Here is a 23,860-nt window from a genome sequence, read left to right as displayed (position 1 = left end):
AAAATGGATTTGGTCGCAGAACAGTAATTTTAACACAATAATACCCCTTAAGGGGTTATCAGTATCGATGCCCTTATAGGGCTTTATGCAAGCCTCCGGCTGGGCCGGAGGTCATGACTATATTAATAAAAGATACTTTTGTAAAAAGCCAAATCCCGAGTAACCGGAGGTCGAAAACCCACTGATGGATTCAACAATCGAGGAGGTGTAAACCATATGTTGGAGAAGTTATCCTTCTATTCAGCCCTTATTTTTGTTTTCGTAATCGGCATATTGGCGTTTATCCTGCTCCTGATAGGACAGACATTGAGGGACCGATATCAAAGAGCCCGCAACCGGAAGACTTTCAGGCCAGGATTAAACTTTGGCTACCACATAGGCGCACACGAAATGGAACATTGAAGAAACCTTCCTTTCCAGACCGGCATTTAAAAAATATTTTTCTTTGCATTCAGCGGTTGAGATGGATTCTGCCTTTTCAAAGCCCCTGTTGATAAAAAACTCTTCAATATTCCCTTCATCAATTCCAAAAAACAGAGAAAATCATTCATTATTAACAAACTGACGTAACAATTGGGCTTCCTTAAGCGGATCGGTTCCATCCCCAACGGATGTGGAGAAATAGTCGGCAACAAGTGAGCTTCCAGCACTTGAGCATTCGATATAAATGCAAACAGGCCATCAACTGTGGGTAACGGAATATACATCAGCGATTCCTCTAAGATAAATACATTTATTTTACTGGGTTGATATTCCTTTCAACGAGCTACTGATCAAGACGATCCCACCGATGGATCCATGACCGATTTCGCTGCAAGCGGGCTGGGGCTCTCTTTTCCAACTATACCGGAGAAGAACCTCTATCGATTGCTTTCATTGGTTGTCGCGATTCTATGTTCTGCATGACTGAAGGTCAGATACCCGAGAAATGCCAACCCGATAAAAGTGATGCCTGCAGCGGCAATGAAAGACATCTGATAGGAAAACACTTCCGGTTTACCGCTGATGATTAACCAGTCGACGATGGGACCGGCGATGAGTGTCCCGGCCAGACCCCAGCTGAGAAAAAAGGTGGCATTGAAAATGGCAAACAGCTTTCCCCGTTTTTGCGGCGGAATTAAAATGGAAACAAATGAATAGGAAGAAACCATAATAATGACCTCTGAAAAGCCTGCGATAAAATTGCTCAGGACAATCATGGTTAAATTCATGGAAACCCCGATGATGACAAGATAGAATATGGCGGTAAAGCTTCCCAGCAATAAAGCATACTTGCTGCCAAGTCTCCGGTCAATCCAGCCTGCTACCAGTCCCACCAGAATCATGGCCACAGATTGTGTATTTACAATATAACTTAGTGCCTGGCTGGTGACATTGAAGCCGGATTCAAGGACAAGGTACTGGGTTTGGATGACCGCCACTGAATTTTTGCCAAAATTAAGAAAAACCAGTCCGATAATAAAGATCACATATGTTCTGAAATAATCATTTTTTTTGGCCGGATGGGTGTAAGTCGGCTCATTTTTTACCAGATAATCCATACCGCCTTCAGGGACATAATACATGGGAATGATGGAAAGAGCCATCACTGCGGCTGCGATGAAAAATAAGGCGCCTTCGTAAAATCCCCAGCCCATGTATTTCATTCCCAATCCGTCATACATCAACCCGCCGATCCATACGCCAATGACACGCCCCAGGCCGCCGATACTTGCAAGCCGGCCCTGTACCTTGCCGCGTTTCTCTTCTTTATAAATATCCGAAATCAATGCACTCCACCCCACATTGGACATGGACCAGAAAATTTCAACGGCCGTGAGACCAATAATAATGATATAACCTGCCCAGATTTGACTTTCGGTCAGACGGTGAGCATACCAGATAAAAAACGTTCCCACACCGGCTAAAAGCTCACCCCATACAATCAATGTTCGACGAAGCTGAAACCGGTCTGAAACGGAGCCCCACACAAAGGTCTGGAAAACCACATTGGCGATCATGGGAAGGGTGGCAAAGAGGGTGGTTTCAGTCACACTGAGCCCAAGAAAATGTCGGAGGTAAATCGAAAGATAGTTATAAAACAGGCCCCGTCGGAACATGGCAAGGGCCTGGAATGATGATATTCCAAAAATTGTACGACGGGAATTTGTGGTTTTAAAATCCAATAAAGTATACTTCCTGCTGCTTTACATTAAAGTAATTTTCATAGATATGGTCCGTTTTAAATGAGGAAGCTGTCTGAGTATATTCATTTGTTCAAAACCAAATTAAATGGCTGGTCAAAAAATAAGGAAGCCTGTCTCTTTTTCTGAACATTTGAGATAGGTAAGGAATGACTGGCAACCGATGCCTTGGGGTATGTTGCTAAACGTCATGTTAACGCCGAGCTTGTCGAAGGGACCAGAGGCAGGGTGATTTACCCTGCCTCTGACCATACTATCCTTCCGCTTTTTTTTCCAGCTCATCCAGTTTGCCCGGTTCCGAAACTGCGATGTCCACCAGGCTCTTAGGAATGGCGCTCTGGTCGCACATCACTCTGATTTCTTTTTCTTCTTCGCTGAATTCCATGATTTCGCGAATGGACTCGATGTATTCGAGCATCTGATCCGACGGAATGTTTTCCAGTGAAGGTCCTTCAGCCTCTTTCTTTTTCTTTGCGGCCGCTTCTTCTGCCAACCTTTGCTGTTCCTTTAGCGCTTCTTCCATTGACTGTTTGACACCATCGACCAAGCCCTGGTCCACGTTCGCCATCTCGATTATTAAATTTTCCGCGACATTATTCTCAATGAGGTGCTTCACCCTTTCTTCGTCGGTCTTGCCCTCTACCGACTCGATCAGCGTTGCGACTCTTTCCCTCTCTGCTTTTTCCTTTTTGATCTGGGTGTGCACCTCACCCAGCTTCTCTTCATTGATGCCAAGCGCGTTTATGATCACTTCATCATCTACCTTTTCTCCAATGAGAAGTCGGATACCTTCATCGTCTGGCAGATCTTTGGCTTTTTTAATGAGTAGATCGAGTTTTACCTTCTCGATCATTTGTATCACATCCGGCCTGCATTCGGATTTTTTGAGCTTGGGCCACGTCTCCGCGAGGTCGTTGATGAGCTTACTGGAAGCCAGATATTGGTCGGCCAAGTCCTCCAGGGTAAGGGCTGCGATTGCCTTGTTTAAATCTTTTATAAGGGGCCTGCCTGCTTTTTGCATGTCATCCATGGCCCATCTCAATTGAAGCAAATTGCCCCCATGATGCGAAACATTATAGCCGGCATTGTCAAGGTTACCTGCAATCCGTTGAATCGCTGCTTCACGATTTTCCCCTGAGAGGTCCTGCAAATCAAGCTCAAGGAAATTCTCCTCGATTAACAACCAGAGAGGCTTTGTTTTAGTTTCATCGCTTGTTGTCATTTTCCAATCTCCTTTTTAATGGTTTTTATCGACATTGTATCCACCCTTAGAATTCCTCTGAAACAGAGTCTCCATAAGGCAAGCTTTTATTTTGCCAGTATATCGGGTGCCGAACCATTGCAGCGGAATAATATCAGGCCCAGCATCCCGTTGAATTCTATTCTCCACCACCCTGTCATGATCTTATTCGATACATATTTTCATACAATTTGTCAAAATATAATCACAAATCAAGGATTGAGGTGGATGGTCTCGGGAGGGATAATCCGGCAATTGCATTTAAAATAGCCGCTGAAAGTGGTGATGCATCTGTGACCAATTTCACAGATTTGGTGTGATCCATTTCATTGACGGCTTCATCATTTTATTATAAAAAAGGCTACGAAATAAAACAAAAGGAGGTTGACCAATGAAAACATCGGTATTCATTCTGGTTTTGGTAGCCATTATGACAATGGCCGGCGGCAGTCAGGCCGCGATTTTTAATGCCTCCAATGAGACCGAGCTTCGTGCCGCACTGACAACTGCGGCCGCCAACAACGAAGATGACATCATTAACATTGCCGCAGGAACGTATAATACTTCGGGGAGTTCGTTTGCTTACAACCCGGCGGCAACGGAAAACCGCCTTCTCACCATTCGGGGAGGAGGAGCGGGAAATACCATTCTTGACGGCGGCACCACGGAGCAGGTGATGAACCTTGCTACCACGGGACTTGCAGATGATACTGCTGCAGGTATCACTGTAACCGGCATAACCTTCCAAAATGGAAATTCTACGGCAGATGGAGTGGGTCTGTATATTAGAACCAGACAGGCTGATATCGCTGTCCAACGCTGCGAGTTTATTGGAAACATTGGAATTAGCGGACAATACGGCGGCGGTTTATACGCCGTTTCAGCCGAGGCTTTCGTTCCCACGGGTGATGTAACCATTAGCAATAACTCCTTTAGCGGAAACAGCTCCGACAACCGCGGCGGAGGTGCGTACGCAATTAGTTCTAACGGCACTGTCACTTATGATAACAATATTTTTAGACTGAATTTTGCTGATTTTAGCGGTGGCGGCGCTTATGGTGATTCCAGCAATGGTGCTGTGCTGTTTACCAACAATCTCTTTCAGCAGAATACTTCCGGTTCTCGAAGCGGTGGGGCGATGTCTTATACAAGCGATGGCGTAGTATTTTTTACACACAACACCTTCAGCGGCAACAGCACCGGCGGTTTGGGCGGCGGCGGTATTCATATTTCCCTGTATCGGGAAACCGCGGTTGCCAATATTTACAACAATATCGTCTGGGGCAATACATCCAGCGGGGCCGGCCAGGATATCCACATAGATGATGACGGGAACGGAAACGGCGGTAATACAGAGGTCAACCTGTATAACAACTGCTACCAGGACTTTCATATTGAAGTCGGTGGCGGTTTGTTTTCCCAGGCAGACAACATCAGCACCGATCCCCTGTTTGCCGACCCGATCGGCGGAGATTATCATGTCCGAACCGATTCCCCGTGCAAAGATGCCGCTACGGACTCCGCTCCGTTTTTTCCAGTGCTGGATCCGGAGGGTATACCGCGGACAAGGGATGCCGCTCCGGATATGGGGGTTTTTGAAGTGCCCTTTGTCGATCTGCCTAAAACAGGCCAGACAACCAGCTATTTCACCGGGGATGACGGTGACATCGAGGCAGGCGCTGGGTGGCCCAGCCCACGGTTTACCGACAATGGGAATGGAACTATCACTGATAATCTGACCGGTCTGATGTGGACTCAGGATGCAAACCTTGATGGTGCCAAATCATGGGTCGCTGCCTTGAGTTTTGTGAATGCGTTGAATCTGGACGGGTATGGTGATTGGCGTCTGGCCAATGTAAACGAGCTCGAGAGCCTAATTAACACTCAAGAGGCAAGCCCGGCCGCCTGGCTTGCTACCCAGGGCTTTACCAATGTTCAGGCTGCGTATTACTGGTCCGCAACCACTTCTATCGAGGATACATCCGATGCCTTCAGCTTTTTTATGAATAGCGGATCTTCGGTTGACATTGCTAAGAGCAGTTTATACTTCCTCTGGCCGGTGCGCGGTGCAACCACTCATCCTGCCCAATTATGGAAGACGGGACAAACGGTAAGTTATGCAGCCGGAGATGACGGCGACCTGGAAACCGGAGTCACCCGGCCCACTGCCAGGTTTCTGGACAACGGGGATGGAACCGTAACGGATAATCTGACCGGTCTGATGTGGTCCCGGAACGCGAATCTTGATAGTATCAAGCCATGGACTGATGCCCTTTCCTATATAGATACCCTGAACCTCGCTGGACATGAAGACTGGCGCCTGCCCAATCGAAAGGAATTCATCAGCCTGATGGATTATTCGGAATCCAACCCGGCCCTGCCGGCAGGTCACCCCTTCCTTGATGTACAGACAGGAACTTCCTACTGGACCTCTACCACTACTGCACTTAACACGGATTTTGCCTGGCTTATCAGGCTGGGAGCAGGATCGCTGGGCTATACCAATAAAACCTCAAGTTACTATGTCTGGGCCGTACGCGGAAAATTAGGCCCTCCGAATCAAGGAGGGTCCCCCACGCCTCCCGGTGGCGGAGGTGGTGGTAGCGGTGGATGTTTTATTACCACCCTTGACCATTGATCGGAACGAAATCGATGAATTGGGTCGTGGAGAAAATGAATACCCGGATATAATTCACAGAGAAAGGCAAATAGATTTTTAGATCAAAAAATATATTAATTATATCAATATGTTTTGATATCGGCTACGAAGGGTGACATAAATGGGATCTTTTAAGATTAACGGGTGTGGAAGAAATGTCTGCGGTAAAACTAAAGTGAATGAATAGTAAAAGAATGGATAAGAAGATGCATAAAAAGCCATTTGAAAAATTGAGCCATTACCCTGATAAATAGCCTGGGGTTTTTTCCCGTCTTGTTTCTTAGCTGGATAAATCGACTTATCAATACAACCAAGAACGTCGGCAACCCATATAAAAAAAGTGTTGCACTGGTTCAGAATATATCGTAATCCATAAGAAATTATTGAGGAGGTGTCTTATGGTTACCAGATATTACACTATCATTCGATTATTTGTATTGCTTTTGCTTATGGGTACTTTTCTAAGCTGCTCTCATCGTTATCACGCAAGGCCAATGAAGGTAAATACAAGCAGTATTCCTGCGATTTCTGCAAGTCAACCCATTACGATTATAAATGACCAACCATCTGATGAATATACGCTGGTTTATGCCCAGGGAGCCCATAGATGGATGGCGAGTATGAGACAATGCACCGATATAGCTATTCACCTGTTATCAAGGGAGCTGGAAAATCGAGGCGTGCAGGTAGTTACCGGTTCGGGAAAAACGCTTAAAATTTCAGTATCTCATTTAGCCGGGTTTATGGGCTTTACTCGCATCACCGGTAAAATAAGTCTAAAAGTGACCACAGGTGATGGCTATATGAATATGTATGATGTATCCAATGCAACACCCTGGACCATTGATCGAGCGTTGAACGGTGCGATTGCCTTAGCGGTGGTTGAGCTGCTTAAAGATGAGAAGATTCGCCACTATATAAATTATTAGCAGTATTTATTTCAAACAAACGGTTTGTTGATTATCAAATCCTCCCCTGTGGCAGGTTCCTTTTTTTGACACAGAATTTACCAATACCTTTCTTGATGGAGCGAAGGGGATACGAGCTCAATATGTCAGCTTTCAATATATTTTAAACTACTGAGATATTCCAATTTCCTTTCCCATCAATTAAATTTCAAAACAATCTGATTCGTTATAGGTTCGGAATACTTGCTGGACGGGGAGGGATAACCACAACCCCCGTTCTATTTATTATCAATGACTGTCCGAATACCCTGATGGAAGTGGTTGCGTAGCTCTTCAAGTTTGTGACGTGGCCGCGCCAAGGCATTCTGATAGGAAAACAGGTCCGGGTATCGTTTCGACCACGGCGGGCCAGGTAAAGGATGCGATCCTATGAAAAGTGCCATTTGGATGCCGGCTTTCGGAATTCTAATTCTCATGGTTACCTACCGGTGGTGGTTTAGAGACCTGATTGTACCCAAAACACTGGGCAGGTGGCTTTTGGCCACTTTTTATATGGTATTTATCGGTGCGCTTTGGTTTATAGGGATTGCCTTCGACATGGGCAAGATGCCCTCGGTGGCCGGCATGGCCTTCATTTTCGCCGTCCTGTTCGGTCTATGGATATTTACCGGGTTGCCAATGGCTATTTTTGGTGCTTTCAATTCCATCGAAAGCCATCGGATTCGCCGCTCCTATGCTTACAAACATGGTTTGATCTATCAAGAATATCGGGTCGAAAAAAAATTAATTCCCAAAGCAGCCGGACTTTTCAGGAGCCGTCTGACCAATATACTCCGAATTTCTGAAAATTCTTATATCGCCACCACGTTAAGGTATATAAGCGACGCTGATACCAGCTTTTTCCGAGGATCTGAATTTATTGCAGTGGAAAAGATCCCGGTAAACGGCACGGTGGTGGCGTTACATGATCCGGCCCAAAAACCAACCAGCAGTCAACCAGAAGTTTTGGAGTTTGAGGATAAGATATTCCGGGTGGTTTCTGCCAAAAACATCCAGATAGCGGATCGAATTATAGAGGCTAAGGACCCTTTGTTTACTGCTGCCCGAAAAATGGTCCAATCTATTTTGCAAACGATTGCGGATCCATCCCCGGAAATTCTCAAACAACTTAAGGTGATTTATCTCTTTGACAGGGGCATCGTGCTGGAACTGGACTATCTGACTACGGAAAGCAAACTCAATGAATGGGTTAAATGCGTAAAAAGACTTGCCGGGTGGTCTCCGCCAACCCTCATTGTTGATGAAAACCCTTCTTAAAGCCGCGTTGCTGTCACCATCGAGGTGTGATGGAATGCAGCTTAAATGTATATTAAACTTGAATTTCTATGTTATCTATGGGTTATAAATTATTGATTTTTGCTTGACATAAATACTATAATGTCTCCAATCTTTTAATCACCGGTATGTATCATAACCAGGGAGGTGACACCGTGCAGTCAATAAAACCGACCGTGTTTATATTGATATGTGTGATCGGTATATACGCTGTCACATCCTGTGCCCACTATGTTGGACATCCGAATGTGTTAAACACAGCACCTGCAGAATTAACATCGACGGATAATCGATGCATGGTGTTCGGCAGGATTCTAACCACACAAAACAGGCGGGCCGTTTCCCATGGACAGACCCGGACAATGCGCACCGCCGTACATATATATGAAAAGTCGTCTCAGGAAAAATATAAAATATGGGTGGAAAGAGCAGATGGTCTATTTTTTGTCACCATTCTTCCCGGCACCTATGTGTTGAAACTGGTGAACTGTCCAAAGATGTTGGGCGGGATGTACAGAAACGTAAAGCCTTACTGCAAAAATTGTAAAGATGGCCAGGCGGAAAAGAAAACCATTGCGTTTGAGGTTATTGCGGGAAAAACCAATTATGTTGGCACATTGGAACTTAGATTTGGCACCAGGGTTATTCACAAGACGCGTAGGGAAGAGATACGACACCGGCGACGGGTGGTCGTTATCGGTAATAGAAGACGAACTACGAGATACTACAGAAACGTACCCTATACCCAAAAAATAACCTTTCTGAGATCATGGCATGTCATCGATGAGTTTGCAGAAACATTAGATATGTTTAATAGACTTTATCCGGATCACGCGCAACCTGTCAGTAGTCTGATAACCATCACCCGTTATTAGCATCAACCTGGAATTCCGGGAGGGACTATGAGTAAAAGACGTTATTTACCTTCAATGCTGATGATCATCGGTTTTATACTATTAGTCCTCAGCGCCATTGCGCTGCCCTCAGCGAGTGAAAATTCCCGCTTTATAGTCACTGTGTTTGCTTTATCCAGTGTGGGACTGATTGTAGCTGGAGTTATTTTAGGTTTTAAATCCCGTGATGCCAAAAACACATGAAAAAAATCCAACCTAAAAAGCGTGAGCTTTAAGTTATGAAAGGTAAAAAAGGGCAGTAACTTTATACCGGCCACTGCCTGATATGAATGATAGTTGTTTATTTACCGGCAGTCCTGTTGGATTCCTTTATCTGTCATCAGCTAATCACTATGAAAGATGTGATCTCGGCCCTAAACAAGAACATTGAAACATATCAATATATCAAGGATGTCCCGAAACCTGCGCTGGACTAAAATCAAATTGAGGACAGTTGATTGATTATTTTTTTATAGTATTGGCGACAACAATCTGGCTGAGCGAACCGCCAGTTTAAATAAAAATGATCGCCGGGTATAGTCTGTCGATTCGACCGGACGGCTGCAGGAGAAATCCTTCCGAAGCATATCTTGCACCTTTTTAATGAAAGCAGAATCGAAATTCAATAATGTAAGTTCAAAATTCAAACGAAATGACCGGTTGTCTAAATTAGCGGTGCCGACAGCAGCACAGGCCGAATCCACAAGCAAGACTTTCTGATGCATAAATCCTTTGGTATAACGATAAATTTTAATGCCGAATGGTAACGTATGTTGATAATAAAAAAAAGAAGCCAGATAAACGGTTCGATGATCCGGTTTTTCCGGAATAAGAATACGGACATCCACGCCTTTCAACACCGCCAGTTTCAGTGCACTTAGAATTTGGATGTCGGGAACAAAATAGGCACTGGCGATCCAGAGACGTTCTTTGGCCATGTGGATTGCATGTAGGAACATGAGGCTGCATGTATCAAAATCGTCGGCAGGTCCTGAAGCAATGAGCAGGGTCTTTTCATTCCCGTTATCAGCCTTGTTCATATTCCATTTTAAGTCAGGAATGCGAGTCGTGGCCCAATACCAGTCCTGAGTAAAACAAAATTGAATATGCTTTACCACCGGGCCCTCGAGCTTGACATGGGTATCCCGCCACGTACCGAATTTGGGATGTCTCGAAACGTACTCATCACCCACATTATGGCCCCCTATATAAGCCACTTTACCATCTATGATGACAACTTTTCGGTGGTTACGGAAATTTAGCTGAAAGTGATTGGCTTTTCCTTTGGTGGTGTGAAATGCAGAAACTTCGATTCCCTCGTCCTGCATTTCCTGTATATAACCTTCGGGTAGTTTATAGCTGCCAATTTCGTCATATATAAAATAAACTCTGACGCGAGCCCTGGCTTTTTGAATGAGTTTGTTTTTTAATTTTCTGCCTAATTCGTCATCCCGCACAATATAAAATTGAATCAGAATGTATTCTTTTGCGGATTCGATTCCCTTAAATATGCAATCAAAGGTTTCCTCTCCATCGATAAGCAGCTGGCTATTATTTGAGTGCGTCATGGGTAAATTTGACAGTCGGGTTAGGGCCATTTCAGATGTCGTCAGTTCTTCACAGATCAACTTCTTTTCCACGGCTTCGCCCCGAGACGAACCGATTATCCGCTGGATGGATTTATCCTTTGAATTTCGCAGCGAAACATAACCTTTAAATTTGTTACGCCCAAATATGGCATATAATATAAGCGCCAACCAAGGGAAGGTTACCAAAGAGATTCCCCAAGCGATGGCTCCCTGTGAAGTCCTGGAAGTCATTATCGCATGAACGGCTGCAATGATGCCAAAAAGTTCCACTAGAGGAACCGCAATGGCAATAATGGTAAAAAGCGCATCGGAATTCAGCATTATATCGTCTCTTTTCCTCGGGGGTTTATTTTTTCAGGATAGGTATCTATCGGAACCAGGACCTAGTTACGTCTTAAGAAACAAGGGATAAAAGGGGAATTGCATCGAGACAATATGGGATTGCCGCAATTGCAGGCTGAAAAATTGGAAACGGTCGATTTACTCCTATGATATATCCATAATGGTAACCTCTACCTTTTGCAGCATATCATTTCTGTGCACACCAAGAGTAATGGTTTCGCCGATCTTGGAGTTTTGCAGGATTCGAATAAAATCACCCATATTTGCAACGGATTTCCCTTCTACCGCAACAATAACGTCTCCCAAAGCTTGTCTGCGATAATCTATTCCCTCTAAACCGGCACGCTCGGCTGCGGAATGAGGTATCACCCGGTCGATCACTACGCCGGCTATGCCGAGGGCAGCAGATGTTTCATCGTTAAGAACAACGATACCGATTCCAGGACGAGGAAATTTACCTTTGGCAATCAATTGCGGTACCACATCGTTAACCACATCCACCGGAACTGCAAACCCAATACCGGCCGAGCTGCCGGATCCGGAGATGATCGCAGTATTAACCCCGATCAGGAGTCCGCTGGAGTCAATCAATGGACCTCCCGAGTTACCTGGATTAATGGCAGCGTCTGTTTGGATGACGCCCACCACTTCGCGTCCGGTGGCCGTGGGCAATCGGCGGTTGAGAGCGCTGATGATGCCGGTAGTCAATGTTCGTGAGAGACCGAAAGGATTTCCTATAGCGAGCACGGTCTGCCCCACCTGCAGATTGCTGGAAGTCCCCACCGGAATAGGTTGAGTGTTGGAAAGGGTCCGTCGCAGACGAATTACCGCCAGATCGTAATCCGGAGATCCTCCCACGTAGGTGGCTTCGATGGCTTCATCGTTTTCGAGGCGAACCTGGATCCGCCGCGCGCCCTCGATGACATGGAAATTGGTTACCACATGTCCTTTGCTGTCCCAAAGAAAGCCGGAACCCGCACCCTGGCGTACTTGGCGGGTTCCGAAAAATCCGGTCACCGCCTTTTCGGTGAAAATATATACCACCGACGGAGCAGCAGCATTGAAAATGGAAATGGTCGTTTTTTCAAAGTCAGCCAGACTCCCACGAGGGGTGATTTCACGGGTATGGCTGTCCACTCGACTTCTTTGGTCGGCCAGGCGGTTCCACAAGAAAAAGCCGGCAGCAATGATCAAGAAAATGATGATAAAATTAAGTCTAGTTGTCCTTTTCATGGGTTACTATTCCTATCATTTTGGCTCATAGGTTTTGAATTTGGGGAAAATGAGAAAAACTTCCTGGAATCCACGTATTCAACGGTTGTTTAAAGAAATGCTGCTTTTTATCACGGCTTTATTTAAAAATCAATCACCGTAAATGTGACTGTCTTTATTCATTTACAAATTTCGCTGAGAAAGCCCGTTAATGGGCGTTGGGTATATGACCTCGGGAGAGACTACCGCTTTCCAAGCGAGAGCCCTTTCTTTGAATTTTTACTCATGTTAAAGAATGATTGGCGGCCAGACCCCTGGAGCATGGCGGGTAAACGTATGGTCTGTTCTTAGGTTGTGGTGGTAAGGTAAAAAAAGACAGGGATCTTGGGATCAAATCCATTTCAAAAGGATCAATGCAGTCTACTTGCATTCACATCCGCTTAATGATACTGGATCTTTATATGTCGCTAACAAAGATAAATACATTTCTGCTAAAAATAACCAAAGCGGATCAAAACCATATTTAACAGTCGAGAGAAACGATGAGAAAAAACGTTATCTACCATCCATGCTGATGATCATCGGTTTTATACTGTTCATCCTCAGTGCCATTGCACTTCCCTCAGCAAGCGAAAACTCCCGCTTTATAGTCACCGTGTTTGCTTTAGCCAGTGCGGGATTGATTGTGGCTGGAATTATTTTAGGTTTTAGATCCCGTGATTCAAAGAATACATGAAAAAATCCAACCCAAACAGAGTGAACTTTAAGTTGTGAAAGGCAAAAAAGGGCATTAACTTTATACCGGCTACTGTCCAATGTTAATGATAGTTGTTTATTTATTTTACTTCTGGTTGGATTGCTCTATGTCAACAGCTAGTCACCATGCAAGATGTGGTCCCGACGTTTCGCCTGTTGAATTGGATTCCAAGCTCAATATTTATGTGATCGGACACAAGGACATGGTAGAAACCATGATCCCCAATATGCAGTATACCAATCACTGGCTAATACCGTGCCAAAAGAACTGGTGGCCAAATATAAAATTAATAAATGATTAGCTCCCACTACACTTTACTCCTCTTTAGTCAAATTCTAACAACTTTCTTATCATATCTAAATAAAAATCCTAAAATAAGTGAATGATATGTATTCATCTGTTCCCGGGTATTGGCTTTTACACCCGCCAATGTAGGAAACAATAAAACTTATTAAGGAGGAGTGATATGAAAAAGAAACTTTTCACAAAAAACTGCCTATCCCATCATGTTATGCTTACCCTGTTTGTGGCTTTTGCACTTATTATTTCTTCAAGTGCTTTTGCTTCTTCGATGAAGCTTTATAATGGGAAACCGGCAAAATATGTTTTTTTCTTCATTGGTGACGGTATGGGGATTCCTCAGCGTACCGCGGCTGAGAATTATATGGAAAAGAGGCTTTTGGTGGACACCTTTCCGGCTCAAGGCATCACAACCACCCATGCAGCGGACAGGTTCATTACCGGATCCGCCGCATCGGCAACGGCACTGGGATGCGGGCAAAAAACAAATATTGGGGTGATCGGTATGACGCCTAACCATCAGAGTGTAAAAAGTGTGGCGCATTTGGCAAAAGGGAAAGGAATGAAAGTGGGTATCATTAGCAGTGTTTCTATAGATCATGCGACTCCCGCAGCTTTCTATGCCCATGTTCCAAAGCGCAGCCAGTACTATGATATTGCTGTCCAGTTATCCGAAAGCGGTTTTGATTTTTTTGGCGGAGGAGGTCTTAAGGACACGACGGATAAAAAGAAAAAATCAAGCAATTACAGAGGTGATGCTTTGGGGTTGATTAAAAAAGCCGGATATAAAATTGTGACGAACAAGGCGGACTTCATGGCTCTTAAAAAGAGAGACGGCAAAGTTTTAGCATGGAATGCCTGGCTTCAGGACGGTAAGGCCATGCCTTATAAAATGGATATGACGGAAAAGGACATCACTTTGGCTCAGTTTACCTCAAAAGCTATCGAGATGCTGGATAATTCAAAAGGCTTTTTTCTTATGGTAGAAGGAGGAAAAATTGACTGGGCATGTCATGCCAATGATGCAACCGCTTCTATCATCAATACTATCGCTTTTGATGAGGCCGTCAAAGTTGCAGTTAATTTTGCAAGGAAAAAACCCAATGATACTCTAATTGTAGTAACCGGCGATCACGAGTGTGGAGGTTTGACATTGGGATTTGCAGGAACAAAGTACGCCACCAATTTTGATATTTTGAGTCATCAAAAGATTTCCTTCCAAAAGTTTACGGATGAAATTTTTAAGAAATTTAAAGCAAAAGGCAATTCCACGTTTAATGATATAAAACCTCTGATTACCAGGTACTTTGGTTTGAGATTTAAGGGTGATACCAAGGACGGCCTGGTTCTTCAGGACTATCAGGTAAAGATGCTCGAAGATGCTTTTGTTCAAAGTATGGCTGGCAAAAGAGTAAGATCCAAGGATCCGATAACAGCCCTTCTCTATGGAGGTTACGAGCCTCTTACCGTGACGATTACACATGTCCTCAATAATAAAGCAGGGTTGGCCTGGACATCATACAAACATACGGGCGTTCCTGTAACCACTTCCGCCAAAGGTCTCGGTGAGGAAATTTTTAACGGATATTATGACAATACAGATGTGGCCAAAAAAATTATGACTGTTATGGGAATTGCTCCCAAAGTGTATTTTTCCTTTAAGGAAGATACGATGAAACTCGCTGCAAATCATTAAAAATATCGTTACCCTTGGCATTTCAGAGGCGGATAGGGAATAACCGAACCGCTCCTGAGATGCCTCTGAGAACGGAAAAGATGAATGAAAAAGTTTTTAAATCAGTATATGAATCGTGATATTTTTCTCGTGATCCTTTTTTCTTTTCTTTCGATTCTACTCTTTTTTTATCCTACTGGATTTGAAGAACGAGTTGATGATAAAGCGATTCGCTGTAAAGGCCGAATCGTCGATGTGGATAATTCCGAGGTCCATCAATTCGGTATGGTAAAAACCGGGGATCAACGCGTTTCCATTAAGATTCTCAATGGACCCCTTAAAGGTCGCCTTGTACAGGCAAACAATCCACTTTTGGGCCAGATGGATCGTGACAAGCTGTTTATACCTGACGATATTGCCCTCATCATTATCAGCCAGAACGAAAACGGGGAGATCCATTTTGTTAACCCTCAGGCCCATTATAGAATCGGTCTTGAACTCTATCTTTTAGGTATTTTTGCAGTGGCTTTGCTCGTTTTTGGAGGATGGACCGGTGCCAAAGCCTTGCTTTCCTTTCTCTTTACCGGGCTAATGCTATGGCGCATTTTAGTGCCATGCCTGTTAAAGGGGTATGATCCACTGATTATCTCTCTTTTGGTTGTGGCGTTATTAACCGGGGTGATTATTTTTCTGGTTGCGGGAGTTTCTTCCAGGGGTGTGGTCGCTTTTTCCGGATCATTTTTAGGTGTGCTTACCAGTTGTGGGCTTGCATTTTATTTCACAGATAAATTTCATGTGCATGGTGCGGTGATGCCTTTTGCCGAAACTTTGCTTTACTCAGGATTTGGACACCTTGATCTTACAAAGATATATATTTCAGCGGTATTCATCGCCGCTTCTGGAGCTGTGATGGATCTGGCTATGGATGTGGCGGCAAGTATGCATGAATTGGTGCTGAAAAATCCACAGATTTCCCAGTGGGAGATGATCAGATCGGGTTTACGGGTGGGAAGAGCCGTTACCGGTACCATGACAACGACCTTACTGCTGGCTTATTCCGGAGGGTTTATTACCCTTTTTATGGCATTCATGGCACAGGGCATTCCGCTGGTCAATCTTTTTAATCTCATCTATGTGGCCACCGAAGTGTTAAAGACACTTGTGGGGAGTTTCGGTTTAGTGATGGTAGCCCCTTTTACTGCGATTGTAGGAGGATTTGTGTTTACCCATAGTAGTGATAGCAAAGAGACATACCAGATGGCTGTCCATAAGAAAGAGGTGCCTGTATAGAACAGCGTGGTTTTTGGTGGTCATTTCCGGTTATGCGTAATACCGCTTTTTATAAATATTTAGCGTAATATTAAATTTCGCTAGATGTGGTTGTAAAAATAATGTTTAGATGACCAAAATTAATTTTACAACCAGTATATGAGCAAACAACGCCTAAAATCCAACCTAAAAAATCGAGACTTGACAAACTGTTTTGCTTCCTATTAAGAGATTTTAACAGCCCCCCTAATACTTAATACTCTCATATTGGCATTTTAACCGGATCTATCGTTTTCTTCTTATTGTTTTGAAATGTGAATACGCAGCTGAAAGGAAGTGATTGATAAAAAATTCTCTATCAATTTTGTTTTTGCTACCTTCTTGGTCTTCAATTCCTGTGACATAATTAGATAAATATGAACTAAAAGTTGATGGAAGGAGGCTCAGATGCAAAAAAAACTTTATTATTTTATAGTTTTGTTGGCCATTGGCACACTTCAATGCAGCACTCACACAAAACTGCTTAAATTTTATTCCGGTGCGGATTTACCTGAAAGCGAAATCTGTTTTTTAGTCAAACCTGGTGGAGTTGTTGTTGCATCTTTAGATGGGGCTACCGGCGGAAAAAGTGCTCTGGGAGGAAATAATGCTTTAGTGGGAATGCGCGGTACAAAAATACTTGAGTTAAAACCAGGGCAACACACTTTTCATGTGGGTATTAACATTACAATCTTTCATTCTGGTGGTAGAAGAACCACTGTAAGATCGCGACGGGGCTATGTAGGGCGATTTACCGGACAGGCGGGTCATATATATATGATAAAACCAGATCCTTACAAAAATTATCACGCTTGGCGGCCTTACATATCGGATATTACAGGTACTTCTTTTGCTCAACAAGAAATTATTCCAGCCATTCGTGAACAGAAATCAAAGAGTAAAAAATAATCCTAGGTTGCATAGTGATAAGACCTTGCTTGTCTGAGAGACAAATATATGTGCAAGATCCTTAGGTGTCAAGAACTTCGTAAATACAGTATGTTGGATTAAACTGATGGCAAATAAGATGCGTTCGCGGTTTGCCTCACTCAAACGGGGCTACTGATAAAAACAAGTCTGAAAAAGCTGATTTTGGACGAAGCTCCAGGGTATGGCGGATAAATGTAGCGTTTATTCTGAGCTTGCAGAAGGGGAATACTAAGATGCTATCAGAAGAAACTACAGGTGAAATGCATCTAAAAATAGAACTAAACTTTTACTTTCTATGTAATTATGATGTTATAAGTTTCTGCTTTTTGCTTGACATAAGTACTATAGAATGTCCCGAACCCGGGGCATTATTCCATCATCCACTTTTCGACTTTATCCATCGAATGAAAAACCTGGATAGGGGTCATGGCTTTTGATGATATCTCATACATACGGGTTAGCCCATACTCTATATTTTTGTTAGTCACAAAAGCCACTTTTACATCATTTATTCCTGGCGGACATTTTAGAGAATACTCTCCCAACCCGCTGATTGTCTCAGCGTCCAGGGGAGATAGATCAGCATCTTTAAAATACCATAACCTTCCCATCCCTTTTTTGTATCTTTTATCAGATACGGCTAAATCAAATGCACTAAAAATAATCTCTTTGCTTACCGTACCCGACAGCCCGATATAGGCTATATTTTTTTCTTCATCAATTCGTAGATCCATGTCAATTTTTGCAAGAAATGCGACAACTTTTGATTTTATTTTATCTCTAATTTTTCTTGCCCCCACCTTTCTTTTTTCTTCTGTGCCACTAAGCCATTTAAAATCTGGAATAGACCAAGAGATCGTTTTAGCCTTTCTCGCGTAAAGCACGTCAATACACTTTCTGAACAAGGGGCACTGCTCCCTTGAAGCCTTATAACAAATTGCGATAACATAGTCGAAGACATCTCTTTCTTTGTGTCGGGTAAAGACAGGTTTCGGTGATTCCACAGGAAGGTCAATACCCACTTCCCGCATTACATCTATCGGCAGAGGATCAATTCTCCCTGGGTCAAAGCAGGAACTATAAGCTTCAATTTTTCCCGGAGCGATCCGGTTGGCAAACTCTTCGGCTATTCGACTCCGGGCCCCATGATATGTACACACAAAAAGAACCTTCTTTCTTTCCATTTCACCTTTCTTTTAAACAATAACGTACTTTTCAGCAGTCTCTCTTTTTAGTTACGACTATGGTATTTTATTTTTTTTGATACCGGAGGCTTTTTAGGAGGGTAAAAAACAAACTTAAAAAACTACACCCAATTTACGTCCCAATCATAATTTTACTTCAGCATTTATCAGCGTTTCATTCGTTTTTAGCACTTGACAACCATAGTAAAAAATGTCCCTTAAATCGTTTTTGATCTATTTTATTAATGCTCTTTATCTTTGTTTTTATTTTTTCAGTAGGGCCTGAGTTTGTTGTGCAGTATTTCATATTAAACATGTCGCCTGCTTTTATGTGATTTAATACGTCGGAATCTTGTTTTACTGCGATACAAATCCCCTTTGAAAATGTTTTCTGCAATTTGAATTGATAAATATTAATCGGATTGTTTATTGAGAACTGGACGCTGTAATATTTATCAACTGCTGTTCTGAATCCAGATTTCATTAGCGCAGATTTTTTAATATCAACCATTTGTAAAAAATATTCCTCGGGTCCCGTTAAGTCTCATTTAACTTTACCCGGAGGAAATAAACTTGCCAGCTTAAACACCCAAAAATCGTTATGTAAGTATTTCGGAAATTGCGGTTTTAATTTATATCCGCGCATGACTGTTTTGGGATTCTTGTCAATAAGAATAAGCAACATCTTAGCTCTGCGAAACACATCTAAAATCGAATAAAGTTGGAGAAACTTCTTCCTATTTCCACCAGCCTGCTGATTCGTTTGTGGAAGGATCTCTGGTCACTACAACTGATTTTGATTTAAATTGAAGAATTCCTCCGGAAATAGCAGGGCCCGCAATCCAGCTATAGCCTTCGCCAAGATTCCTATCTATTACTGCAAAAACGGCATTATCGTTTGCCCAACCGTTTGATGAAAATTTAAAATCTGTCCACGCTAATTTTTCCCTGGCGTTCAGTTCCATTATCCCGACTTCAATTGCCCTGTTCTCAGTGCTGTCCACCAGATTGACTAATTTAGATTGGGCAATCGATGCCAGAACACCAAGTATAAGCAAAACAACCATTATCTCAATCAGAGTAAAACCGCTTTGGTTTGGAGGTATTATATTGGTTTTAGCATCCATGTTAATTCTTATTCTTTGATGCCGGAAAGATTTCCATCCTCCGGAAAGATAGACTGCTGTGGAATATCATTGGGGGAAAAGGTTGAAATTTTCCAAATCCCACAGCAGTCAATCTTTCCGGAGAAATTTTTGCTTTTTCAAAAAAATTAAGGCATTTAGCGCACGAAATGTGGGGAATTCCCAATTTGAGGGGAACCCACCTGTGTTTATGGGCAATTATCAGTGTGTCCTTCAATTCTATTTCTTTTGCGCCGAGAGTGGGGAAACGATCAATATATAATAAACTTTATGATTTACATGATTGACAAGGAATTCGTTTATCTTGTTCACCTTTTCTACGACGAATAACGATGTCGGAATTAAATTCAACCCGCTTCGGCCATTTTACAACCTGTGATCTCTCCAAGGATTTTTTGTAATATTTAAACTCTTCTATAAGTTTAATTCCCAGCTCATTTATTTTCATCGCATTCATTTTCATCTCCCGCACTTCTATGTAATTGACAGTAATAAATCTAATATTTCGTTAAATGCGCAACAGAATAGCCAAAACAGACTCAACCAAATCTTATAGAAGATGTTTTATCGTTGACGGTCAAGTCATGTTATTTTTTTTTAGACGATTGAAATGGGCTGGCAATGCCTCTAATCAGTTTTTTTAGATGATGGATTTTCTCTTCGGTGCCCAATTCTTCATACGTAGTTATTGAAAGGAGCCCCTATTTCTAAAAACAAGTGTGATTTAAATTGTTGTGCCGGTAAGGTTCTTGGCACTCCCAGTACAAACACATTACCCGAAGTTGATTAGATATAAAAATTTTGAAAAAAAGGGAATACCGAAAATAAACCATTTAATTGCCAGGTTTAAACTGGCATTAATCCATGGACATGAGGTAGGTTTTGAGGTTGGTTTTTTTGTTGGTCAGGTTAAGTTTTTTTCTGATATTTTCTCTGTGAAACGCTACGGTTCGACTTGCAATATGTAGAATTTCTGCAATATCTTTGTTTGTTTTTCCATGCTTGACCAGATTTGCAACTTGGATCTGTGTGGGGGTAAGATTTAAAAATTTGGAGGATAACTTACGGGTGAAAGGCGAAACAATTTCATTTAAATTAGATTCAATAATATTTAACAATGTTTTTTGGCTTTGGGGTAATTTTGATCTTTTTAATTTGATTATATATGGCTCAATGATTGTTCTTACGTTTGACAAAATACTTTCTTCAAGCTCTTCTTTATCTTCTTGCCTTTTATTCAGCAAAACCTTCAATGCGGCATTAAGCTCCTCAAGAACCTTGGCTTTGATTTTTAACTCCCTTTCACTTTCTATCAACGAACTTTCAGCCAACTTTTGTTCGGTAATGTCTCGATAAATCGTGATCTTTGAAATGGAACCATCTTGGTGAAATATCGGTGCATTTGATGTTTGAAAAGAACGGCCATCCTTTGGGCTATCTATTTCTGATTCAACAATTTCACCTTGTAGTATTTTTTCGTAAACACACCAAGGACATTGTTCATTAAGAGCGTACAACGCTTTATAGCACAATTCGTCTGTAGCATCATAACCTGTCCTCCTGATCATAGCCGGATTCATATAGGATACACGAAAATCTGATGTACAAATATACGTCGGTTCAACCATCGCTTCCATCATGGAACGATACTTCTCTTCACTCTCTCGCAGTGCCTCCTCGGCTTGTTTTTTTTCAGTGACATCTTCAATAAGTCCAACACCGGCAACAACTTCACCATCACGAATAATTGGCATCCAATCAGCGCAAAGAATTGCTGTTTTCCCTCCAGTATAAAATTTATATTCACCTTCATAATACCCAAGTTCACCGTCTAGTGATTTGTAAATTTCGTTTTTAAACTTCTTGTCTGGAATATCATTTATATTCAAACCAATAAGTTTTTCACGAGATGATCCAAAAATAGCGATCACCGCATCATTGGCCGCTGTGATAGTACCTTCACTATTATAATGAATGATTCCAATAAAAGAATTTTCAAAGAATAAACGATGTCTTTCCTCACTCTTCCGAAGCACCCCCTCAACACTCTTGCGTTCAGCGATTTCATCTAATAGTTGTGTTTTTGTCTGTTTGAGGGTCTGAATTATATAAGAAAGGTTCTCTGATTCTCTAAGGCGTAATTTCCCTGTCTTTTTAGCAATCTGTTTCCAGTAGCCCACCTGTTGTGTGGCTTCTTTCAATTGCTGGACCAAGGAATCCTTTTCAGAAGGCTCCATTGTGATCTCTCCGTGCCAATACAGTCAGGACACCCGTCCAGTCCAGTCCTCGACTCATTCCGAGCATTGGGGCAACTTCGACGCCTGAATAAAAACCCAGAAGGGGTGTTTTGTGATAGTTCATTATTTCAACAACCTCTGACGCTTCTTCTGTCAAGGTATCAGAAAAATCAGCTGTTCTCCCTGCACAATCGATGTATAGACCAAAGACCGGTTGTTTTTTATCAGCCAGAATCCGTGTCATGAGTTTTTCTGTGTTATGACGGGCCGATCGTATCATTTCTTCCGAATCTCTCAGCATAAATTGAATTTTGTTGCCGGTTTTCAGATCAGGTTCAAACATCATCACTCCCTCTTTGTTGGGAAGCACTCCGGTGATGAGCCGATTCACATAGTGTTCTTCTTTGAAGTCTCCAAACGGTTCTCCATGATTAACGCCGATGGCCAGCCTTTTTAGCGGTATTTGTTTCTGCCATTCCTGGTTACCGTATATTTCGTCAATGATCGATACAATGGGTCGACCGTCCAATTCAAATATCTTCGCACCTTCCATATGAGTGATCGTGTAATAAATCCCGTCCGTAAGCGTACACCCGTGCATCACACAATAATAGACCGAATAATCCCCGGACAGCATCATGCCGACAGCTTCCTGGCTCCCCACATGATCACCACAAAATTGCTGTGTCTGAATAAAATCAAAGTGCCCCAACATACCAGCTCCGATGGTGGGCGCTACCGTTTGTAAAGTCTCTTCGATACCTTTGATAAGAGGAGGCGAGGCGTTCATGATCGGTGGTAAAATTTCTGTCTGTGGAATTTTTATCGAATCGTAAAAAAGGAGAAGAACTATATCGTCTTGATTCGAAGGGATCCTTCGACCAAGGGATTTGCCCGCGGCTTTTTCATCATGACCCAGGCGTTCAGCATAAGCCCATTTACAAGAGATGTTTGGTGACGATAAAATGGCAGCACCGGCCGGACTGCCCTCATAGCATATATGATCATTCGTAATAATACCGACGGCAGAACCGCCAACAATTGGCACCTTGTCTCCAACAACAGAACGTAACCCTTGGAAAAATTCGAAATGGTCCATGGTGCCATGGCAAAATGAGAGAACAACATCTGGTTGCTGAATTTGACCTTGTTCAATAGCCGTTCTGGCTATGTTTCTACCTGCGGAATGGGCCGGCAAACTGTTCTCATATCCGATTCCGACCTTCATTTGTCACCTTCCATTGATATTTATGAAAAATTATTCGTCCGTAAAGTGGAGAAGCCTAAAAGTTCATTTTCCCGCATGATGCTTACATGCCGTCATTGTTAACAATACACGAGTGTAATCAAAATTGGGGAAATAGGTATACTCTTTTGCAACAATTAGGTAACAGCATAGATTTTTTGAGTCAATCAGTTGAAAAATCAATTTATTTCTTTATCAAAAATAGGTTGCGGGGCGTTCCTTCTTATATTGATATACTCTTGATAGCGAGTGTTTCGGGACATCCTTAAGGTTCCTAATTTTAAACACATTCATTGTTGCCTCTAAAAATCTTGTTAAAACGGCTGAACACCTTTTTAAAGTGGAAACCGGTCCGTTTTTTCGGTGAGTAGGATATCACATTTGATAAAAATTGTACAGAATTCTAGATATTTTACAAATTTACTGGATGGACCCAATTTATGTGATATATGAAATGCAACCTGCCTGGCTGAACAGTTGCAACTTTTGCACCAGTTGCTTTTTGCGGGAACTACAGGAGGGAGGATTTTGCACTTTGGGTCGGAAGGAGGGAAGGGCAACCCGATTTGGTTTATAAAAAAGCTATCAAAATTCATATTAATTACAGAGCTAAACCCCCAGCTAAGCTGGGGAGAATGGCAAAAGCTATGCTGAGTATTTAAAAAATGCTCCTTTTGGATTAAAGGTAACAGCGCTGATTCTGTGACCAAAATCCAA

General features: G+C 42.6%; 20 protein-coding genes. 10 read left to right on the top strand and 10 right to left on the bottom strand.

The features are described from left to right. Window positions 1-860: 860 nt before the first annotated feature. On the bottom strand, window positions 861-2,165 hold the full coding sequence (locus SWH54_17625) for an MFS transporter (protein MDY6793089.1): 1,305 nt from the start codon (window positions 2,163-2,165) through the stop codon (window positions 861-863). Between the two features lie 271 nt (window positions 2,166-2,436). Then, the gene (locus SWH54_17620) at window positions 2,437-3,405 is read right to left on the bottom strand and encodes a hypothetical protein (protein ID MDY6793088.1); all 969 of its coding nucleotides are present in this window, start codon (window positions 3,403-3,405) and stop codon (window positions 2,437-2,439) included. Window positions 3,406-3,814: 409 nt separating this feature from the next. Between SWH54_17620 and SWH54_17615 the strand changes: the two genes are divergently transcribed. The 5 genes from SWH54_17615 (at window position 3,815) to SWH54_17595 (ending at window position 9,422) form a co-directional block, all read left to right on the top strand. Then, entirely contained in the window at window positions 3,815-6,061 is a 2,247-nt protein-coding gene (locus SWH54_17615; protein ID MDY6793087.1) for a DUF1566 domain-containing protein, read from the top strand. A gap of 419 nt (window positions 6,062-6,480) precedes the next feature. Then, complete coding sequence (locus SWH54_17610; protein ID MDY6793086.1) at window positions 6,481-7,011, top strand: hypothetical protein; 531 nt, start codon at window positions 6,481-6,483, stop codon at window positions 7,009-7,011. A gap of 408 nt (window positions 7,012-7,419) precedes the next feature. Beyond that, window positions 7,420-8,307, top strand: a complete 888-nt coding sequence (locus tag SWH54_17605) for a hypothetical protein (protein ID MDY6793085.1) — start codon at window positions 7,420-7,422, stop codon at window positions 8,305-8,307. 173 nt (window positions 8,308-8,480) lie between these two features. After that, window positions 8,481-9,200: a hypothetical protein gene (locus SWH54_17600; GenBank protein ID MDY6793084.1), complete on the top strand. Its 720-nt coding sequence runs from the start codon at window positions 8,481-8,483 to the stop codon at window positions 9,198-9,200. Between the two features lie 27 nt (window positions 9,201-9,227). Beyond that, entirely contained in the window at window positions 9,228-9,422 is a 195-nt protein-coding gene (locus SWH54_17595) for a hypothetical protein (GenBank protein ID MDY6793083.1), read from the top strand. 266 nt (window positions 9,423-9,688) lie between these two features. Here SWH54_17595 and cls read toward each other — a convergent pair whose 3' ends face one another. Beyond that, window positions 9,689-11,128, bottom strand: coding sequence for a cardiolipin synthase (cls, locus tag SWH54_17590; GenBank protein MDY6793082.1), 1,440 nt, complete (start codon window positions 11,126-11,128; stop codon window positions 9,689-9,691). Between the two features lie 165 nt (window positions 11,129-11,293). Continuing rightward, on the bottom strand, window positions 11,294-12,382 hold the full coding sequence (locus SWH54_17585) for a trypsin-like peptidase domain-containing protein (GenBank protein ID MDY6793081.1): 1,089 nt from the start codon (window positions 12,380-12,382) through the stop codon (window positions 11,294-11,296). Between the two features lie 403 nt (window positions 12,383-12,785). On the opposite strand from SWH54_17585, the gene SWH54_17580 reads away from it, so the two are divergent. From SWH54_17580 to SWH54_17560, 5 genes are all read left to right on the top strand, one after another. Further along, the gene (locus tag SWH54_17580) at window positions 12,786-13,097 is read left to right on the top strand and encodes a hypothetical protein (protein ID MDY6793080.1); all 312 of its coding nucleotides are present in this window, start codon (window positions 12,786-12,788) and stop codon (window positions 13,095-13,097) included. A gap of 127 nt (window positions 13,098-13,224) precedes the next feature. Next, on the top strand, window positions 13,225-13,419 hold the full coding sequence (locus SWH54_17575) for a hypothetical protein (GenBank protein MDY6793079.1): 195 nt from the start codon (window positions 13,225-13,227) through the stop codon (window positions 13,417-13,419). Between the two features lie 165 nt (window positions 13,420-13,584). Then, window positions 13,585-15,114 (top strand): alkaline phosphatase, encoded by a 1,530-nt coding sequence (locus SWH54_17570; GenBank protein MDY6793078.1) that lies wholly within the window; start codon window positions 13,585-13,587, stop codon window positions 15,112-15,114. An 84-nt stretch (window positions 15,115-15,198) separates the two neighbouring features. Next, window positions 15,199-16,383, top strand: a complete 1,185-nt coding sequence (locus tag SWH54_17565; protein MDY6793077.1) for a YibE/F family protein — start codon at window positions 15,199-15,201, stop codon at window positions 16,381-16,383. Window positions 16,384-16,809: 426 nt separating this feature from the next. Next, window positions 16,810-17,310: a hypothetical protein gene (locus SWH54_17560; GenBank protein ID MDY6793076.1), complete on the top strand. Its 501-nt coding sequence runs from the start codon at window positions 16,810-16,812 to the stop codon at window positions 17,308-17,310. Window positions 17,311-17,699: 389 nt separating this feature from the next. On the opposite strand, the gene SWH54_17555 is transcribed toward SWH54_17560, so the two are convergent. The 6 genes from SWH54_17555 to SWH54_17530 form a co-directional block, all read right to left on the bottom strand. Further along, complete coding sequence (locus SWH54_17555; protein ID MDY6793075.1) at window positions 17,700-18,515, bottom strand: hypothetical protein; 816 nt, start codon at window positions 18,513-18,515, stop codon at window positions 17,700-17,702. A gap of 175 nt (window positions 18,516-18,690) precedes the next feature. Continuing rightward, a complete protein-coding gene (locus SWH54_17550) occupies window positions 18,691-19,026 on the bottom strand; it encodes a hypothetical protein (GenBank protein MDY6793074.1) in 336 nt (111 codons plus the stop codon). 226 nt (window positions 19,027-19,252) lie between these two features. Next, on the bottom strand, window positions 19,253-19,642 hold the full coding sequence (locus SWH54_17545) for a prepilin-type N-terminal cleavage/methylation domain-containing protein (GenBank protein ID MDY6793073.1): 390 nt from the start codon (window positions 19,640-19,642) through the stop codon (window positions 19,253-19,255). A 286-nt stretch (window positions 19,643-19,928) separates the two neighbouring features. Beyond that, window positions 19,929-20,117, bottom strand: coding sequence for a hypothetical protein (locus SWH54_17540; protein MDY6793072.1), 189 nt, complete (start codon window positions 20,115-20,117; stop codon window positions 19,929-19,931). A gap of 400 nt (window positions 20,118-20,517) precedes the next feature. Next, window positions 20,518-21,897: a PAS domain S-box protein gene (locus tag SWH54_17535; GenBank protein ID MDY6793071.1), complete on the bottom strand. Its 1,380-nt coding sequence runs from the start codon at window positions 21,895-21,897 to the stop codon at window positions 20,518-20,520. Continuing rightward, window positions 21,884-23,125, bottom strand: a complete 1,242-nt coding sequence (locus SWH54_17530; GenBank protein MDY6793070.1) for an FIST N-terminal domain-containing protein — start codon at window positions 23,123-23,125, stop codon at window positions 21,884-21,886. The genes SWH54_17535 and SWH54_17530 overlap by 14 nt, the downstream gene beginning before the upstream one ends. Window positions 23,126-23,860 lie beyond the last annotated feature (735 nt).

The organism is Thermodesulfobacteriota bacterium (assembly GCA_034189135.1).
Lineage (GTDB): Bacteria > Desulfobacterota > Desulfobacteria > Desulfobacterales > JAUWMJ01 > JAUWMJ01.
This window is presented reverse-complemented; position numbering and strand designations above follow the sequence as displayed.

Bases quoted from the DNA above. Each gene is read 5' to 3' on its own strand.
- SWH54_17575 (MDY6793079.1), top strand. From the start codon at position 13,225: ATGTCAACAGCTAGTCACCATGCAAGATGTGGTCCCGACGTTTCGCCT.
- SWH54_17560 (MDY6793076.1), top strand. From the start codon at position 16,810: ATGCAAAAAAAACTTTATTATTTTATAGTTTTGTTGGCCATTGGCACA.
- SWH54_17530 (MDY6793070.1), bottom strand. From the start codon at position 23,125: ATGAAGGTCGGAATCGGATATGAGAACAGTTTGCCGGCCCATTCCGCA.
- SWH54_17585 (MDY6793081.1), bottom strand. From the start codon at position 12,382: ATGAAAAGGACAACTAGACTTAATTTTATCATCATTTTCTTGATCATT.
- SWH54_17565 (MDY6793077.1), top strand. From the start codon at position 15,199: ATGAAAAAGTTTTTAAATCAGTATATGAATCGTGATATTTTTCTCGTG.
- cls (MDY6793082.1), bottom strand. From the start codon at position 11,128: ATGCTGAATTCCGATGCGCTTTTTACCATTATTGCCATTGCGGTTCCT.
- SWH54_17620 (MDY6793088.1), bottom strand. From the start codon at position 3,405: ATGACAACAAGCGATGAAACTAAAACAAAGCCTCTCTGGTTGTTAATC.
- SWH54_17555 (MDY6793075.1), bottom strand. From the start codon at position 18,515: ATGGAAAGAAAGAAGGTTCTTTTTGTGTGTACATATCATGGGGCCCGG.
- SWH54_17570 (MDY6793078.1), top strand. From the start codon at position 13,585: ATGAAAAAGAAACTTTTCACAAAAAACTGCCTATCCCATCATGTTATG.
- SWH54_17545 (MDY6793073.1), bottom strand. From the start codon at position 19,642: ATGGATGCTAAAACCAATATAATACCTCCAAACCAAAGCGGTTTTACT.
- SWH54_17615 (MDY6793087.1), top strand. From the start codon at position 3,815: ATGAAAACATCGGTATTCATTCTGGTTTTGGTAGCCATTATGACAATG.
- SWH54_17550 (MDY6793074.1), bottom strand. From the start codon at position 19,026: ATGGTTGATATTAAAAAATCTGCGCTAATGAAATCTGGATTCAGAACA.
- SWH54_17540 (MDY6793072.1), bottom strand. From the start codon at position 20,117: ATGAATGCGATGAAAATAAATGAGCTGGGAATTAAACTTATAGAAGAG.
- SWH54_17595 (MDY6793083.1), top strand. From the start codon at position 9,228: ATGAGTAAAAGACGTTATTTACCTTCAATGCTGATGATCATCGGTTTT.
- SWH54_17610 (MDY6793086.1), top strand. From the start codon at position 6,481: ATGGTTACCAGATATTACACTATCATTCGATTATTTGTATTGCTTTTG.
- SWH54_17605 (MDY6793085.1), top strand. From the start codon at position 7,420: ATGAAAAGTGCCATTTGGATGCCGGCTTTCGGAATTCTAATTCTCATG.
- SWH54_17535 (MDY6793071.1), bottom strand. From the start codon at position 21,897: ATGGAGCCTTCTGAAAAGGATTCCTTGGTCCAGCAATTGAAAGAAGCC.